Source organism: Micromonospora avicenniae (assembly GCF_900156065.1).
GTDB classification, from domain to species: Bacteria; Actinomycetota; Actinomycetes; order Mycobacteriales; family Micromonosporaceae; genus Micromonospora; species Micromonospora avicenniae.
Window position 1 is genome coordinate 1 of sequence record NZ_FTNF01000003.1, and the last position, 15,885, is coordinate 15,885.

General features: G+C 71.6%; 18 protein-coding genes. 14 read left to right on the plus strand and 4 right to left on the minus strand.

What is annotated here, in order from left to right; all coding sequences use genetic code 11:
* Positions 1-176 precede the first annotated feature (176 nt).
* The 8 genes from BXA10_RS05700 (at position 177) to BXA10_RS05735 (ending at position 8,234) form a co-directional block, all read left to right on the plus strand.
* Positions 177-1,424, plus strand: coding sequence for an LCP family protein (locus BXA10_RS05700; protein ID WP_076468340.1), 1,248 nt, complete (start codon positions 177-179; stop codon positions 1,422-1,424).
* Positions 1,425-1,640: 216 nt separating this feature from the next.
* Positions 1,641-2,855 carry an LCP family protein gene (locus tag BXA10_RS05705; protein WP_076468342.1) on the plus strand — a complete coding sequence of 405 codons (1,215 nt, stop codon included), beginning with the start codon at positions 1,641-1,643 and terminating at the stop codon, positions 2,853-2,855.
* 200 nt (positions 2,856-3,055) lie between these two features.
* Entirely contained in the window at positions 3,056-3,994 is a 939-nt protein-coding gene (locus BXA10_RS05710; RefSeq protein ID WP_076468344.1) for an LCP family protein, read from the plus strand.
* 59 nt (positions 3,995-4,053) lie between these two features.
* Positions 4,054-4,389 (plus strand): rhodanese-like domain-containing protein, encoded by a 336-nt coding sequence (locus BXA10_RS05715; protein WP_076468346.1) that lies wholly within the window; start codon positions 4,054-4,056, stop codon positions 4,387-4,389.
* 9 nt (positions 4,390-4,398) lie between these two features.
* Positions 4,399-5,193, plus strand: a complete 795-nt coding sequence (locus BXA10_RS05720; RefSeq protein ID WP_076468349.1) for a glycerophosphodiester phosphodiesterase — start codon at positions 4,399-4,401, stop codon at positions 5,191-5,193.
* A gap of 84 nt (positions 5,194-5,277) precedes the next feature.
* Positions 5,278-6,735 (plus strand): PAS domain-containing sensor histidine kinase, encoded by a 1,458-nt coding sequence (locus BXA10_RS05725; protein ID WP_076468353.1) that lies wholly within the window; start codon positions 5,278-5,280, stop codon positions 6,733-6,735.
* A gap of 66 nt (positions 6,736-6,801) precedes the next feature.
* A complete protein-coding gene (locus BXA10_RS05730; protein WP_175649129.1) occupies positions 6,802-7,209 on the plus strand; it encodes an ATP-binding protein in 408 nt (135 codons plus the stop codon).
* Between the two features lie 140 nt (positions 7,210-7,349).
* Positions 7,350-8,234: a DUF5926 family protein gene (locus tag BXA10_RS05735; RefSeq protein ID WP_076468357.1), complete on the plus strand. Its 885-nt coding sequence runs from the start codon at positions 7,350-7,352 to the stop codon at positions 8,232-8,234.
* 16 nt (positions 8,235-8,250) lie between these two features.
* Here BXA10_RS05735 and BXA10_RS05740 read toward each other — a convergent pair whose 3' ends face one another.
* On the minus strand, positions 8,251-9,462 hold the full coding sequence (locus BXA10_RS05740) for an arginine deiminase (protein ID WP_076468358.1): 1,212 nt from the start codon (positions 9,460-9,462) through the stop codon (positions 8,251-8,253).
* A 164-nt stretch (positions 9,463-9,626) separates the two neighbouring features.
* Between BXA10_RS05740 and BXA10_RS05745 the strand changes: the two genes are divergently transcribed.
* From BXA10_RS05745 to pheA, 5 genes are all read left to right on the plus strand, one after another.
* Positions 9,627-10,364, plus strand: coding sequence for a hypothetical protein (locus BXA10_RS05745; protein ID WP_076469195.1), 738 nt, complete (start codon positions 9,627-9,629; stop codon positions 10,362-10,364).
* Positions 10,365-10,526: 162 nt separating this feature from the next.
* Complete coding sequence (locus tag BXA10_RS05750; RefSeq protein ID WP_076468360.1) at positions 10,527-10,985, plus strand: hypothetical protein; 459 nt, start codon at positions 10,527-10,529, stop codon at positions 10,983-10,985.
* A gap of 75 nt (positions 10,986-11,060) precedes the next feature.
* Positions 11,061-11,450 (plus strand): ACT domain-containing protein, encoded by a 390-nt coding sequence (locus BXA10_RS05755; RefSeq protein ID WP_076468363.1) that lies wholly within the window; start codon positions 11,061-11,063, stop codon positions 11,448-11,450.
* 225 nt (positions 11,451-11,675) lie between these two features.
* Entirely contained in the window at positions 11,676-12,236 is a 561-nt protein-coding gene (locus tag BXA10_RS05760) for a hypothetical protein (RefSeq protein ID WP_425436038.1), read from the plus strand.
* Between the two features lie 10 nt (positions 12,237-12,246).
* Complete coding sequence (gene pheA / locus BXA10_RS05765; RefSeq protein ID WP_076468365.1) at positions 12,247-13,203, plus strand: prephenate dehydratase; 957 nt, start codon at positions 12,247-12,249, stop codon at positions 13,201-13,203.
* A gap of 66 nt (positions 13,204-13,269) precedes the next feature.
* On the opposite strand, the gene BXA10_RS05770 is transcribed toward pheA, so the two are convergent.
* The 3 genes from BXA10_RS05770 to BXA10_RS05780 form a co-directional block, all read right to left on the minus strand.
* Positions 13,270-13,989, minus strand: a complete 720-nt coding sequence (locus tag BXA10_RS05770) for an AIM24 family protein (RefSeq protein WP_076468368.1) — start codon at positions 13,987-13,989, stop codon at positions 13,270-13,272.
* Between the two features lie 123 nt (positions 13,990-14,112).
* Positions 14,113-14,460: a metallopeptidase family protein gene (locus tag BXA10_RS05775; protein ID WP_175649139.1), complete on the minus strand. Its 348-nt coding sequence runs from the start codon at positions 14,458-14,460 to the stop codon at positions 14,113-14,115.
* Positions 14,461-14,589: 129 nt separating this feature from the next.
* The gene (locus BXA10_RS05780; RefSeq protein ID WP_076468372.1) at positions 14,590-15,021 is read right to left on the minus strand and encodes an OsmC family protein; all 432 of its coding nucleotides are present in this window, start codon (positions 15,019-15,021) and stop codon (positions 14,590-14,592) included.
* 128 nt (positions 15,022-15,149) lie between these two features.
* On the opposite strand from BXA10_RS05780, the gene BXA10_RS05785 reads away from it, so the two are divergent.
* Positions 15,150-15,854 (plus strand): hypothetical protein, encoded by a 705-nt coding sequence (locus BXA10_RS05785; protein WP_076468374.1) that lies wholly within the window; start codon positions 15,150-15,152, stop codon positions 15,852-15,854.
* The last annotated feature ends 31 nt before the right edge of the window (positions 15,855-15,885 follow it).

Genomic DNA, 15,885 nt, shown 5'->3' on the forward strand with positions numbered 1-15,885 from the left:
CGGGAGATCAAACGCTGCCTCAAGCGCTACGTCGCCCGAGAGCTCTACCGACGCCTCGAAACCCCACCAGGACCACTTGACGCGGCATAGGAGCGTCCCTCGGCGGGCAGCTCGCCGGACGGAACCTGAGTGTCGCCTGAGGGCGGCGCTGGCCGAACGTACGTACCCTGACTTACATGTCAGCCACCTCGTCCGCCGCCGGATCGCACCCCTACCTGCACCGCAGCCCCGGGCGTGCGCCGGCGCCCGGCTCCGGGCGCGCATCGGTCCCCGGCACTGCTCGCGGGACCACCGCGCGCGTCCGGGCGTCCGACGGGTACCGGTCGTACGACGAGGTGCCGCAGGGTGGCGGGCCCGGCGGCCCGGGCGGGCCGGGCGGTCCTCCCGGTCCCGGGGGCGGTCGACCGGGCCGGCGTGGGCCGCGGCCGCGGTGGGGGCGGATCGCGCTGGTGGTCGGGATCGCCGTCCTGGTGCTCGCGTTGATCGGCGGCGTCGGCGCCTGGCTCTACGTACGCAATCTCGACAACGATCTGGCCCGGACCGACCCGTTCTCGGAGATCACCGAGGGACGGCCGACCAAGACGGTGGAGGGCGCGCTCAACATCCTGCTGGTCGGCAGCGACTCGCGGGACCCGGACGCGCCGGTCGACCAGGCCGGCAAGTGGCGGGCCGACACGATCATCGTGATGCACATCCCGGCCAATCACCAGGAGGCCTACCTGGTCTCCATTCCGCGTGACCTGTACGTGCCGGTCCCGGAGAGCGCCGGCGCCGACTGCGGCTCCGGACGGCGGGCGAAGATCAACGCAGCCTTCGCCTTCGGCGGTCTGCCGCTCGCGGTACGCACCGTCGAGTGCTTCACCGACGTCCGGATCGACCACGTCATGGCGATCGACTTCGCCGGCTTCAAGCAGGTCACGGACGCGCTCGGCGGGGTCGACCTGAACGTCGAGCGCACCGTCACCTCGATCCACAAGCCGTACCGGACGTTCACCAAGGGCATGAACCACATGGACGGCACCGAGGCGTTGGACTGGATCCGGCAGCGCAAGCAGTTCCCGGACGGGGACTTCGCCCGGATGCGGCACCAGCAGGAGTTCCTGCGCGCCCTGATGGACAAGGCGGCGAGCAGCGGCACGTTGAGCAGCCCGAGGAAGCTGAACGCCTTCCTCCAGTCGGTGACCGACGCCGTCACCGTCGACCAGAGCTTCTCGTTGGTCGACATGGGATTGCAGTTCCGTAACCTGCGAGGTGAGAACCTGACCTTCGTGACCAGCCCGAACTCCGGCAGCGACATGATCAACGGAGAGTCGGTGGTGGTTTCCGACCGGGAGAAGGCCCTCGCGATGTACCGGGCCATTTCGGCCGACACGATGGCCGACTGGGTGAAGGCCAACCAGGAGAAGAAGAGCGACGGCGGCTGATCAGCCGTTCGCCCAGGGGCTGACGGCCCGGCGTCGATGAGAAGGTTTCCAGTTACTGAAAGTCGGTCACCGATCGGTCGCAATCGATCTGGCTGATCGGTCAGTATGCCTGGTGTCCCGCCGGGTGTTGCGGAATTTGCGCCTTGGCGAACTCGCCATGACCGCAAAGTATCCGTACAGTGGTCCCGCCCCCCGACAACGCGAGCTGGAGCACGCATGCCGGTTCAAACCAGCCGTCGCCCTCCGTCGCTGGATCGCTCCCGTCCGTCCGCCGGCGGTTCCGCGGCCATCCCCTCCCAGGCCCGTACCCGCGGCGCCGACCCGATCGCGCCCAAGAAGCGCACCCGGCGAAAGGACCCGCTCTGGGCCCGACTCACCGTCGTGTTCGGCGCGGTGCTGATGCTGACCAGCGGCGTCGCGATCGTCGGCAGCAAGGCACTGATCAGCCAGGCGACTGGCGGGATCGCGCAACGCAACCTGATCGGCGACGCCGGCAAGACCGACGCCGAGGGCGGCGCGAGCCTGGACGGCCCGATCGACATGCTGCTGCTCGGCGTGGACGCGCGCGAGCGGTGGGCGGCTGACGACGTCCGGTCGGACTCGATCATCGTCCTGCACATCCCCGCCACGCACGACCAGGCCTACCTGATCTCCATCCCCCGGGACACCGAGGCGCACATCCCCGCGTTGAAGAAGGCCGGCTGGAACGGCGGCACCGACAAGATCAACGCGGCCTTCCAGATCGGCGCCCGCAACGGCGGCGGCTGGGAGGGCGGCGCCCAGTGGATGGCGAAGACCATCAAGGAGCTCACCGGGGTGAGCTTCGACGGCGGCGCGATCATCAACTTCGGCGGCTTCAAGAACGTGATCGACACGCTCGGCACGGTGCGGATCTGCGTCAAGCAGGAGGTCCAGTCGATCCACATGTCCTACGTGGACGGCAAGCCGATGTGGAACGCGGACGCAAAGAAGACCGGCAAGCCGATGAAGCCGGTGGTGCACAAGAAGGGCTGCCGGGAGATGGAGGGCTGGGCGGCGCTGGACTACGCCCGGCAGCGCAAGACCCTCACGAACGGCGACTACGACCGGCAGGCCAATCAGCAGCAGCTGATCAAGGCGATGGCCCGCAAGGCCACCGACAAGGGCATGCTGACCAACCCGCTCAAGCTCCAGCAGCTCGTCAAGGCGGCCGGCAAGGCGCTCGTGCTGGACACCGGCGGCGCCAAGATCGAGGAACTCGCCTTGACCATGCGCGGCGTGACCGGCAACGAGCTGATCATGCTCAAGACGAACGCCGGCACCTTCAACGGCAACGGCAGCGGCCGGGAGGTGCTGAGCGAGGACACGCTGGAGATGTTCAAGGCGGTCAAGGAGGACCGGCTCGCCCAGTACGTCTTCTACCACCCCGAGGTCATCTCGAACCGGAAGTGACAGCGGAATCGGCAAAACCGACCAACTGGACGTGGCCCCACCCGTAGCCTGATCGTGAGCAGGACTCACGTCGGCGACGGGGAGGGGCCACGTCCAGTTCGGGCCGGGACGACGGGGAGCGGACCGAGGCGGACAGCGGGGCCGTCCGGCCGCGCCGCCCCCGCTGGCCCCGCGTCCTGCTGGGGATCGGCCTGACCCTCGTGGTGCTGGCCGGGCTCACCATGCTCGGGCTCCACGAGCTCACCGACCGGTACGACCGCACCGTGCTCAAGGAGCAACTGCTCGACGCCAGCGCCCGCAACGAGCACCCCGACCTGGACGGCCCGCTGAACTACCTGCTGATCGGCACCGACCGGCGGCCGGGCGACAACACCGCCGAGCAGCGCGCCGACACCATCCTCATCGTGCACGTGCCGACCGGGCTGCGGGAGGCGTACCTGGTCTCCATCCCCCGCGACCTGCTCGTCGCGATTCCCGCGGGTAACGGCTACGCCGGCGGCGAGGACAAGATCAACGCCGCGTTCGAGCACGGCCGCGGCGGGGAAGCGGGCGCCCAACTGCTGTCGGCCACGCTGACCCGGCTGACCGGGGTCCGCTTCGACGGCGCCGCCCTGGTCGACTTCGCCGGCATCCGGCAGGTGGTGGACCTGCTCGGCGGCGTCCGGATGTGCGTTGAACGCGAGGTCCGCTCGATCCACACGAAGCGGGTGTTCAGTCCCGGCTGCCAGCAGATGAACGGCGCCGAGGCGCTGGACTACGTCCGGCAGCGTTACGACCTGCCGGGCGGCGACTACGACCGGCAGCGCCACCAGCAGCAGCTGCTCCGGGCGATGCTGGACCGGGCCGGCGAGACCCGGTTGCGCAGCAACCCGATCAAGCTCGACCAGGTGATCCGTGCCGTCGGCGGATCGCTCACCGTGGACACCAACGGGGTGGCCCTGGAGGACCTGCTCCTCGCCCTCCGCGGGCTACCCCCGGACGCGCTACATGGCGTACAGGTGCCGTCGCACTCGGAGATCATCGACGAGGTGTCGTACGTGGTGCTGGAGAACAGCGGCAACGGCCTGTTCGACGCCGTGCGCGGCACCCGGATGCCGGACTGGACCCGGGCCAATCCGCGCTGGGTGGTCCGGCTGTGACCGCGCCGACGGCCCTGACCCCGCCAATCTCCCTCGACGAGGATCTAGGCTTGGTAGCCGTGTTCGGATCCCAGGTACCCACAGTGACCGTCGCCGAGATCACCGACGACACCTACCTGCTCGACGTCCGCGAGGACGACGAGTGGGCCGGCGGCCACGCGCCCGGCGCCCACCACCTGCCGATGATGGAGCTGCCGGCCCGGCTGTCCGAGGTGCCCGACGACCGGGACGTGGCCGTCATCTGCCGCTCCGGCGGCCGCTCCGCCCAGGTCGTCGCGTACCTCACGCGCAACGGCTGGGACCAGGTGCGCAACGTGGCCGGCGGCATGGGCGAATGGGCCGCCGCCGGGCGCCCCGTGATCGGCGAGAACGGGCAGCCCGGCCGGGTGCTCTAGGCGACCGGGATGGGCGATCAACCTCTGGTCTTCGCGCATCGCGGCGCCTCGTACGACCTGCCCGAACACACCCTCGCGGCCTACCTGCGCGCGCTGGCCGAGGGCGCCGACGGGCTGGAGTGCGACGTACGGCTGACCCGCGACGGGCACCTGGTCTGCGTACACGACCGGCGGCTGGATCGCACCAGCAACGGCCATGGTCTGGTCAGCGCCCGCACCCTCGCCCAGTTGGAGGAGCTCGACTTCGGTTCCTGGCACCCCGGGTGCGTACCGGGCGAGGGGGACGAGCCGCCGGACGACTCGCACACCCGGCTGCTCACCCTGGAGCGGCTGCTCGACGCGGTGCTGGCGGCCGGTCGGCCGGTGCGGCTGCTGATCGAGACGAAGCACCCGTCCCGCTACGGCCGCGACGTGGAACGGCGACTGGTCGCCCTGCTGCGCCGCTACGGGCTGACCGAGCCGAAGCCGGACGACCCGGTCCAGGTGACCGTGATGTCGTTCGCGCCGTTGGCCGTACGCCGGATCCGGGACCTCGCCCCCGCCCTGCCCACCGTGCTCCTGCTCGAGGTGCTGCCGCGTTGGATGCGGCTCGGCCGCCTGCCGTTCGGCACCCGCGTCGCCGGGCCGGGCATCGCGCTGGTACGGGCCCGCCCGCAGCTGCTGCCGGCGCTGCGGGCGGCCGGCAACCAGGTGTACGTCTGGACGGTGAACGAGCCCGAGGACCTCGACCTCGTGCTCACCGCCGGGGTGGACGGCATCATCACCGATCGGCCCGCGCAGACCCTGGCCCGGCTCGGCCGCTGACCGGACGAACGGGCGGGCGCGGACCCGATCTGAGGGGTCTGCGCGGGGGTGCCCAAAATCGGGCCGACAGGGCACACTCGGGACATGCCGGAGCGCATCGATTTCGCCGCTCTCATCGCCGGCCACACCGTCGTGATCGAAATGATCAACTCTGGTGACGCCGGACTTCCCGTCCTCACCCAGCTCCTCCGGGTGGCCCAGCCGGCGCTCGGCGCCGCCGCCACGGCATTCGTCGAGTTCGGGCCGACCGGTGGGCGGGTCATCTCCGCGACGGGCGCCGCCGAATGGACCGTGGGCCGCCCGCTGCCCGCCAACGACCCGGCCACCGTCTGCCTGCTCTCCGGCCCCCGGGTGCAGCAGATCCGGACGGACCAGCTCGCCGGCACCTTTCCGGGCGAACTCGCCGACCGGGGCCTGCGCCGGATGGTCGTCTCCCGGGCGGAGATCGGCGGGCACACGGTCGGCAGCCTGCACGTCATCTACGCAGACGACTCCGACGAGCCGGACGACGATCACCACGCGGTGATCGCGTACCTCGCCTCCTGCATAGCGCACATGTACGGCGACCAGACCGGGCTGCCGGTGCACGGCGACGGCCCGGTCGTCGCGGCGCTCGCCGACGGGCTCGCCGTGGTCGATCGCGACGGGCGCGTACGGCTCTGGAACCCGGCGGCGGCTCAGGTGACCGGACAGACGGCCGCCCAGGCGCTCAGCCGACCACTACCGTTCCCGGTCCCCCCGTCCGGCCAGGTGCTCGACCACCGCCTGCCGGACGGTCGCTGGCTCCGGATCACCTCCGGCGACGTGCCGGGTCTCGGCGCCCTGCGGGTGGTCACGTTCCGCGACATCACCGACCAGCAGCGCCGCGATCACGAGCGTGACCTCTTCGTGGCGGTGACCAGCCACGAGCTGCGTACCCCGGTCACCGTGATCAAGGGGTACGCGGACACCCTGACCGACCACTGGGAGTCGCTGACCGACGCCGACCGACGCCAGGCCGCCCGGGTGATCGGTCAGCGGTCGAACGAGCTGGCTCGGCTGCTCGACCGGCTGCTCTCCTCCGCCGCCGAGGCGGGGCCCGGCGACGAGCCGCCCACCCCCTTCGATCTCGGGGACGCCCTGCGGGCCGCGGCCGGCGACCTTCCCGCCGAGCTGCGCCATCGAATCACCCTCGACCTGCCGGCCGACCTGCCCAAGGCGCTCGGTCACCGGCCGAGCCTCGCCACCGTGCTGACCGAGCTGGCCACCAATGCCGGCAAGTACTCCGCACCGGGTTCGCCCGTCGAGATCAGCGCCCGGCCGGACGGTCAGATGGTCTCCTTCCGGGTCAGCGACCGGGGGATAGGCATCCGGCCGGAGCATGTCGAGCGGGCCTTCGACCGGTTCTGGCAGGGCGAGTCCGGGGATCGTCGCGGCTATCCGGGAGCCGGGCTCGGTCTCTATCTCGTCCGCCGGATCGTTGAACAGCAGAACGGATGGGTATCCCTCAGACCAAGGGCCGGTGGCGGTACGGTCGCAGAGGTGCGGCTGCCGCGCGGGTGACCGGCGACGGCGCGGGGGTGTGAAGGGGCGACGGTGGCGACGGGAAAGGGCGAACGAGCCTGGTGCGTGGTGGTTCCCCATCACGCCAGTGGGGCGCGGCTGGCTCGGCACCGGCTCGCCGACGAGCTGACCGGTCTGGTGCCACCGATGGTCCTGGCGGATCTGGTCGCGGTGCTGGCCGAGTTGGTGGGTAACGCGGTCCGGCACGCTCGCCCGCTGCCCGGCGGAGTGGTGCGGGTCGCCTGGCGGCTGCGCGGGCCGGCCGACGCCCCACAGATCCAGCTGCGGGTCACCGACGGCGGAGCCGGCGAGGGTCCCCGGATGCGGGCGGCGAGTCCGGATGCCGCCGATGGCCGCGGACTGCACATCGTCTCGGGCCTCGCCAGCCGGTGGGGAGTCGAGCTGGACGGGCTCGGGCAGTGTGTCTGGGCCGAGTTCGAACCCACCGGTGCCGATCTCCTCGTCACCGGCTGAGCCTCAGCCCTGCCCTGGCCGTCCTCGGCGCCGTCCGTCCGGGCGCGGCCACCGGTGGCAGCGCCACCACTACGGTCGGGCCGGCTCCCGGGGCGGGTCGTCCCCGCAGCGGTCCCGCCGGACCTCTAGGCTGTCTCGCCGTGAGCAAGCGTCGAAAGAGCCAGCGGGCCGCCGAGACCACCCCGAAGCGCGAGAAGGTGCGCGACATCTTCGTGCCGCGCCCGTTCGAGGGGCTCGTCGACGAGCCCGAGTGGATCGCACTGCGCGAGCTGGTACCGGCCGCGTCCGCGCCGCTGCGGCTCGCTCCCGCGCTGGTGGAGGAGTTCGGTGAGCGGCAGGTGACCCTGGCCACCGTCCTGCCGCTGGCCGCTCCCGCGATGACGAAGCCGGACGGGCGGGTGCTCATCGGGCTGCAGCGTCACGACCAGTCCGGCGACGTCTCCCGCGACCTCGCCGAGGCGCTGCTCTGCGCGCTGCGTACGGAGCCGGGCGACCCCGTGTCGGTACCGCCGCTGCCCGGGCCGGGCGCGCGGTTGCAGGACATCCTGGTGGACGGGCCGCTGGAGATCAGCATGCACGACGGGTTCGATTTCTGGCTGGACCCGGGTGCGACGGAGGACCCGAACGTGCAGGCGTCCCTGGAGCGGGCGAACGCCGCCATCTACCCGACGGTGCGGCTGAGTGCCGCAAAGGCGGCGTACTGGTGCCAGGTGCCGGAGAAGGCGCACGTGCGCTGGGTGCTGCCGGAGGACGAGGACACGGCGCTGGACGCGCTGGCTCGGCTCGGTGCCGCCGGCAACTTGCCGCTGGGGGACGACACCCGGTTCGCCGGCATGTTCCGGGCGCACGGCCGGCTGGTGCCGGTCTGGGACCTGCCCGAGCGGACGCCCGCCACCGAGTGGGAGGAGCCGGTGGCACAGTTCGCCAAGCGGTACGCCGACGCGCTCGCCGACACCACCCCGCTGGACGCCGCCGGACGCCGGGCCCGGCAGGGGCTGGTCGGCCGGCAGCTCACCCTGCGCTGAGCCGGTAGCGGGCCGGTCAGCGCCGCAACGGCTCCCGCACCATCGGGCAGGACATGCAGCGGGGTCCGCCCCGGCCCGAGCCCAACTCCGAGCCGGCGATCGGGATCAGCTCGATGCCGGCCCGTTCCAGCTGGGCGTTGGTCTCCACGTTGCGCTCGTACCCGACGCAGAGCCTCGGTGCCAGGGCGAGGGTGTTGTTGCCGTCGTCCCACTGTTCGCGCTCGGCGGTGACCGGATCCAGCCCGGTGTCGATGACCCGGAGCTGGTCGATGTCCATGGCGTCCGCGGCGGCCCGCAGGAACGGTGCGGGGCCGTCCACTCGCGGGTCGTCGCCGTCCGCGCCGGCGATCACGGTGTACGCGGACAGCGCGTCGGCGACGTTCGGGTACATCAGCACGGCGTCGACGTCGACCATCGTGCAGACCGTGTCCAGGTGCATGGTGGCGCGCTTCTGTGCGACCGGTACCACCAGGATCGTGTGCGCCAGCCCGGCGGCGAAGACCTGCCGCCCGAGCCGTTCCGCGCCGGCGGGCGTGGTCCGTTCGCCCACTCCGACGGCGATCACCCCCGGTGCCAGCAGCAGCACGTCGCCGCCTTCCAGGTGCTCGAGGCCGGGTTGGTAGACGAATTCCGTGCCCACGAAGCGCGGGTGGTGGCGGTAGATGGCGTTCGTCAGGGTGCTCTCCCGGCGGCGAGCCCGCATCGCGAGGCTGGTCACCCCGACGCGGTCCCTGATCCAGAGCGAGGAGTCCCGGGTGAAGAGCAGGTTCGGCAACGGTTCGATCACGAAGTCGTGCCGGTCCATCAGCGTGTAGACGAGGCCTCCCGGCCGCTCCGGGCTGATCCGTAGTTCCTCGTGGGCGAGGCCGGCGATCAGCACGTCGGCGAGCGCCGCGGGGTCCAGGTACGCCAGGTGGTCGGCGACGCGGGCGCGCAACGTGTCGCCCAGCCGGGGCGAGCTCAGCACCTGCTCGGTGAGTTCGGCGCGGGCCTCGGCCACCGCCAGCGTCTCGGCGAGCAGGCTCGCGAGGTAGAGCACCTCCACCCCGCGCTCGCGCAGCGCGGCCGCGAAGGCGTCGTGTTCCTCCTGGGCGCGCCCCACCCACGGGATGGCGTCGAACAGGAGCGAGTCGTTGTTGCGGGGTGTGAGGCGGGCGAGTTCCGGGCCGGGGCGGTGCAGAAGCACGGTGCCGAGCCGGCCGACCTCGCTGTCCACATAGTGGGTCACCCTTGGCAGCGTAGGGCAGGGTTTGGCGGTATCCGGGAAAAGAAGGACGGATGAATATGGCATTCATCCACAGTCACTCCGGCGCTCCACCTTGCCGAGCCCCGGGAGTGGCGACGTAGGGTAGTGAGGACATAACTTCGAGGGACCTTTTGCCGGAGGTCGCGATGACTGTCTTTCCCGCTCGCCGAGCCGCACCCACCACCCGGGCGCTGCCTGGCACGGTGCCACACCCCCGGGCGGAGTCGCCGGGGATCCTCGATCCGGTCCGCCCCAAACCGTTCGAGTGGGCCCGCCGACGGCGGGCGGAGCGTGGTGCTCGACGCCTGGAGGCGGCGGGAGCCCGCGCCGTCGGCCAACTCGACCACCTCGGGCCGGCCTGGCACGTCATCGAGTGGCCCCGCACCGACGCCGCCGACGTCCTGCTCGACGGGTCGCAGGACGAACGCGCCGGTTTCCTGGCCATCGGCCCGAGCGGTCTCTTCGCGGTCACCGTCGCCGACCACGGCCGGGCTCGGGTGCTGGTCGCCGGCGACGTGGTGCAGATCAACGGCAAGCGCCCGCCGTACGTGGCCGAGGCCCGGCGGGACGCCAGGCGGGCGAGCAAGGCGCTCTCGGACGCGGTGGGCCTGCAGATCCCGGTGACCCCGGTGCTGACCTTCGTCGGCTCCGGGGTCATCAGCGTCTACGGCCTGCCCAAGGACTGCCTCATGGCCACCCACCGCGAACTGGACCGGTTGCTCGTCGCAGGCGGCAACCGGATCAGTCCGGTCACCGCGGAGAAGCTCTCCCGGGTGGCGCAGCACCCGAGCACCTGGCTGAACGGCACGTACCGCCCGGCGGCCGACTACCGGTGGTACGAGGACGGCCGAACAGCCGCTGACAAGCCGGCAAACCGCCGGTAACGTCTTCGGCGACGTCTCGTGGGCCGGTCTTCACCGGCGCCGCGGGTCCGCGCCGCGACCACTGGTCGCCTGCGCTGCTTCCGCAGCGACTGCGGCCGGCGGCCGCGGTGCGGACGCCGACCGGCTAGCGTGGACAGTCCGTCGGTGTACATAGGAGGCGCGGTGGCCCACGTCGAACTCTCGCTCTCCGAAGTGTTCGTGCCGGCGGCACAGGCATCGACAGAGCCCGAGTGCGACAACTTCGACCGCTGGTCCTCGACGGTCACCAACGCCGACGAGCCGTGCTTGTTGATCGACGCCGACACGAACGTGGTGGCGATCTCCACCGCCACCTGCCGACTGCTCAGCCTCGGCGAGCCGGACGCCGTGATCGGGCTGCCGCTGCTCTCCGGCGGGCTGCGCCTTCTCGACTTCACCGCGAACCGCAACGAGCTGACCCAACAGGAGATCGACAAGATCCCGCCGCTGCTGGCGCTCTCCTCCGGTCGGCTCGCGCGGGGCCTGCTGCGGGTGCAGGCAGCGACGCCGAAGGCTCCCGTCTGCACGGTGGACGCAATCTCCACCGCGGTCTTCACCGACGACGCGGTGGCCGGCTCGCTGACCTTCTTCTCCCCCGTCTGACCTGCGACAATCTGCGGCACTCGCCGCACGTGGCAAAGCCGGACCCGCCACCGGCCGAGGCCGTAAGGTGCCATCATGCTCGATATCGCGCTGCTGCCGGGGGAGTACGCCGTGTGCCGGATGGCCGCCGGCTCCGCCCTGCCTCCGGCGCTGTCGAACGGGCTCGGCGCCACGGACGTGGTGACGGTGAGCTGGACCGCCGACGGGATCTCGGTGATCTGCCCGATGGACCGCGCGCCCGCGCAGGCCGTGATGGAGACCGCCTGGCGCTGCCTGCGCGTCGGCACGCCGGACGACGTGGCCGTCGGCGGCACCCTCGCCGATCTGGTCGGCCCGCTCGCGGGCGCCCGGGTGAGCGCGGTGGCGTTCTCCACCTTCGACACCGACTACGTGCTGGTGCCGGCGGTGCGCCTCGGCGAGGCGACCGCCGCGCTCGAGCGCGCCGGACACCGCCTGCACGATTGACTTCAACATCGCTACGGATGCTCCTACGATGGGCTCGGCCACCCCGGCCGTAACGTCCCCGCAGCCCCTCAGGATCGGCCCGTGCCGCCCACCCCGCCCCTCCATACCGCGCTGTCGCCCGTCGACCCGACGCAGCCGGGCGGCAGACCGGCCCCGCCGGCCGCCCGCCCGATCCGGGCCGGTGCGCACTCAACCGCACCCGCCGGACGATCGGGTAGGCAGCCTGTGGCTCCCCGCCTCCGCACCCGTTCGACCGCGTCCTACCGGCGGGTACGCGCGGTGTCGGCCGTCCTGACCGCCCTGGCGGTGGCCGGGTGCGGCGTACCGCCCGACCTCCGTCAGTCGACGTCGCCCAGCACACCGGCCACCGCGTCGGCGCCGACCTCTGTCCCGACCCCACCGGTTCCGCCGGCCACCGGCCTGCCCACGACCGCGCCGGACCTGTCGTCACCGACGGCCGATGCCGGACTGGTGGCGACGTCGTGCCGGAGCGGACCCACCGGTCAACAGGTCATCCAACTGCTACGGGGCCGTGCCTCGGTGCTGCCCGACGGCGTCCGGGTCCAGGTCGGCACCGGACCCCTCTGCGCCGCGGACTGGCAGTACACGGTGCTCAGGGTGACCGGGTACGAGGAACTCCGGGTCGTCACCCGGGGCCGGCCGGGCGCACCGCAACTGGTCACCGCCGGTACGGACGTGTGCAACGCCGAGGTACGCGTCGTCGCTCCGCCCGGAATCCGGACCTTGGCCTGCGACGGCGGCACGGTGGGCGTACCGGGTGCGTAGGCTGGTCGGCATGCCGGGAACTCCGCCGACTCGTTTCGTCTACCTCGGGCCCGAGGGCACCTTCGCCGAGCAGGCGTTGCGCACCATCCCCGCCGCCGAGCGAGGCAACCGTACGCCCGCGCGCAGCGTCGGGGAGGCGCTGGAGAACGTACGGACCGGGGAGGCCGACGCGGCGCTGGTGCCGCTGGAGAACTCGATCGGCGGGGCGGTCGGGGTGACCCTCGACGAGCTGGCCGAGGGGGAACCCTTGGTGATCACCCGCGAGGTCGTCCTGCCGGTGGAGTTCGTGCTCGGCGCCCGTTCCGGCACCGAGCTGGGCGCGATCGGCACGGTGGCGGCGCACCCGCAGGCGTCCACACAGTGCCGGAACTGGCTGCGCGCCAACCTGCCCGACGCGGCAGTGGTCGACGTGCTCTCCAACGGAGCCGCCGCCGCGGGCGCCGCCGCGGGCGAGTACGACGCGGCCATCTGCGCGCCGATCGGCGCCACCCGCCACCGGCTGGCCGTACTGGCTGACAAGATCGCCGACCATCCGGACGCGGTGACCCGCTTCGCGCTGGTCGCCCGGCCCGGCCCGCCCCCGCCACCGACCGGGGACGACGTCACGTCGCTCGCGGTCTACATCGCACACGACCGGGTGGGCGCGCTGCTGTCGGTGCTGATGGAGCTGGCCGTACGCGGGGTCAACCTGACCCGCATCGAGTCCCGGCCCACCGGCGAGGCACTCGGCCGCTACGTGTTCTTCCTCGACTGCACCGGGCACGTGGCGGACGTCCGGCTGGGCGAGGCGCTGCAGGGCCTGCGTCGCGTCTGCGCCGCCGTGCACTTCCTCGGCTCGTACCCCCGCCATCGTTGGGTGGAGACGGGCGGCGACCGGCCGATCCCACCGCCGGCCGGTCTGTCGGACGCCGACTACGCCGACGCGACCGCCTGGCTGGCGCGGTTGCGCGCCGGCGAGCTGAGCTGAGCCGGCGCGCAACGCTGCCGTGGTCGCTCGCTCAGCCGGCGCGCAACTCGTCGACTGTCGTGCCGGTCAGCTGAGCAGACCGCCGAGCAGGCCGCCCTGCTGCTCCTGCGCACCGCTGCCCATCACCGGCGGCTCCTCGGAGGGCTGCACCACGACGAAGCCCTGCCCGGCGAAGCTCATGGTGAACGCCTCACCCGTACGCCGCCCGAGCAGCGTGCCGAGACCGAGCTGCTCGGCCCGGTGGTAGCCGGTCTGGAGGCTGGCCGACCAGCAGACCGCGGCCTGCGGGTCGACGTAGGTGGGCTGGTCGACGTTGAGGACCACGGGCGTGCCCTTGGTGGTGATCGCGATCCGCCCGTAGCCGCTGAAGACGCAGTTGAACAGGCCGGAGGCCGCCATGCCGGTGCCGCCGACCATCCGGATGTCGTACTGGAGGGTGGAGTCGAAGGCCAGCACGCTGGAGCCGTTGATGGAGAGCGCGTCGCCCGGCTCCAGGTCGATGATGTGCACGTCCTTGGCCAGCTCGGCCAGGAAGACGTCACCCTGGCCACTGACCTTCATGAGTGGCACACCCTCGCCGGTGAGCTTCTGCTTGAGGAACTTGCCCAGCCCGCCGGAACCGAGCGCCTGGAACTGCACCTGCCCCTGGTAGGCGACCATCGACCCCACCCGGGCCATCGCCTCCCCGTTCAGCTCGATCTTCAACATTTTGGAGTTCTGCAGCCGCATGCCTGGCTGCGCGGACTCCTGCTCCAGGTTCTCGGCAGAGAACAGCGAGCTGCGCATGACGTGCCTCCTGATGTCGCGATGCCTGCCAAGACGGTAGGTGACCGTCGCAATGACGGGCCATCGGGCAGATGGGCCTGTGACCGGCGGCTCGGCCGCTTCTGGAAGGCGTGAACGGCCGGGTCAGGCCCAACCGAGAGAGTGCAGTCGCTCGTCGTCGATGCCGAAGTGGTGCGCGATCTCGTGGACCACTGTGACGGCCACCTCGTCGACGACGTCGTCCTCGTCCTCGCAGATGCGCAGGATCGGGTGGCGGTAGATGAAGATGCGGTCGGGCAGCACACCGCCGTAGTCCCAGCCGCGCTCGGTGAGCGCGTGTCCCTCGTAGAGGCCGAGCAGGTCCTCCTCGCCCGGCGGCGGATCGTCCTCGACGAGGATCACCACGTTGCTCATCAGGCCGAGCAGCTCCTCGGGCACCTCGTCGAGCGCGTCGCCGACCAGTTCCTCGAAGCGCTCGCGGCTCATCTCCACCGGCACCCTGCCATTCTGCCCGACGCCACCCCGCCCCCGGCCTGCCGAGATCCATGCACGTTCACGGAAAGAGTGGTCTGCCGAACACCGGCTGGGGACTCTTTCCGTGAACGTGCGGTCAACGAGATGTCAGGAGGAGAGTCGGGCGGTGAGGGTGATCTCGGCGCCCGGCGAGAGCAGACGGGAGATCGGGCAGTTCGCCTTGGCTGCCTCGGCAAGCTTCTGGAACTCGGCCTCGTCGATGCCGGGCACCTCGCCCACGGTCTCCAGCTCGATCCGGGTCACGCTGAACCCGGCGTCGGTCTTGTCCAGGTGAACCTTGGCGGTGGTCTCGACCGAGGTGGCCGTCGAGCCGGCGTCGGCGAGCGCCTTCGAGAAGGCCATCGAGAAGCAGCCGGCGTGCGCGGCGCCGATCAGCTCCTCGGGGTTGGTGCCCTCGCCCTCCTCGAAGCGCGACTTGAACGAGTAGTTTCCCTGGAGGCCGCCCTTGCCGGTGCGGACCGTGCCGGACCCCTCGGTGAGGTTGCCCTGCCAACGTGCGGAAGCGGTACGGATAGGCATGGTCCGACGCTATCGGAAAGCGGATCTCCCTGCGACGGGCTCCGCCGACGCCCAGCGTGCGATCCCTGTCACCGGGCGTCCCCTGTGCGATTATTCGACCAGTCGCGTGACCGGCGAAAGGATGGCGGATGTCCCGGGAGCTTCCCATCCAACGACAGGACGACCGGTCCGACGACATGGCGGTCATCGAGTGGGGCACGGCCGAGCCCGACACGCCGGAGCGGCCCAGACGCTCGCTCGCCGGGCTGGGGCGGGATCGCCGGATACCGCAACTGCTGGCCGGGCTCGGCGCGCTGGCCGGAGTCGCCTCGCTGGTCGGCGAGTGGGTCGTGATGACCCTGCCCGACGGCGGGCGTGAGGGTTCGCTCGAAGTGCCCGCCGGGGTGGCCGACGTCAACGGTTTCGGGGTCGGCTACCTGGTAGGACTGCTCGGGCTGGTCTGCGCGGTGGCGCTCGCGCTGCGCGGCACACCGACCGTCCGACCGAACGCCCGGGTGCTGGGGCTCGCCCTGGCCGGGGCGCTGCTGGTCCTGCTGACCGTCACCGCGTCCGAGCTCGACGACTCGACCCGGCGTCTCTTCTACAGCCCTGAGGAGGGTTTCCGGATCGAGTACGGCCGGGGCCTCGCCATGGCCTTCGTCGCCTGCGTACTGCTCGCTGCGGCGTTGCAGCTGGCGCCGAACGCCGCGCCGCTCGACGAGGACGCCCCGGCCGGTGCGGTGTTCCGGCGGCGCCGCCGGTCCGCCCGGGACGAACCGGACGACGTGCCGCCGCCGGCCGATCTGACCGTGCAGCCGGCCGTTCCGTTCGCCCGCCCGGAATCGCAGATCTGAACACCCGGCTGGTTCGGCCGGGTACGCGCCC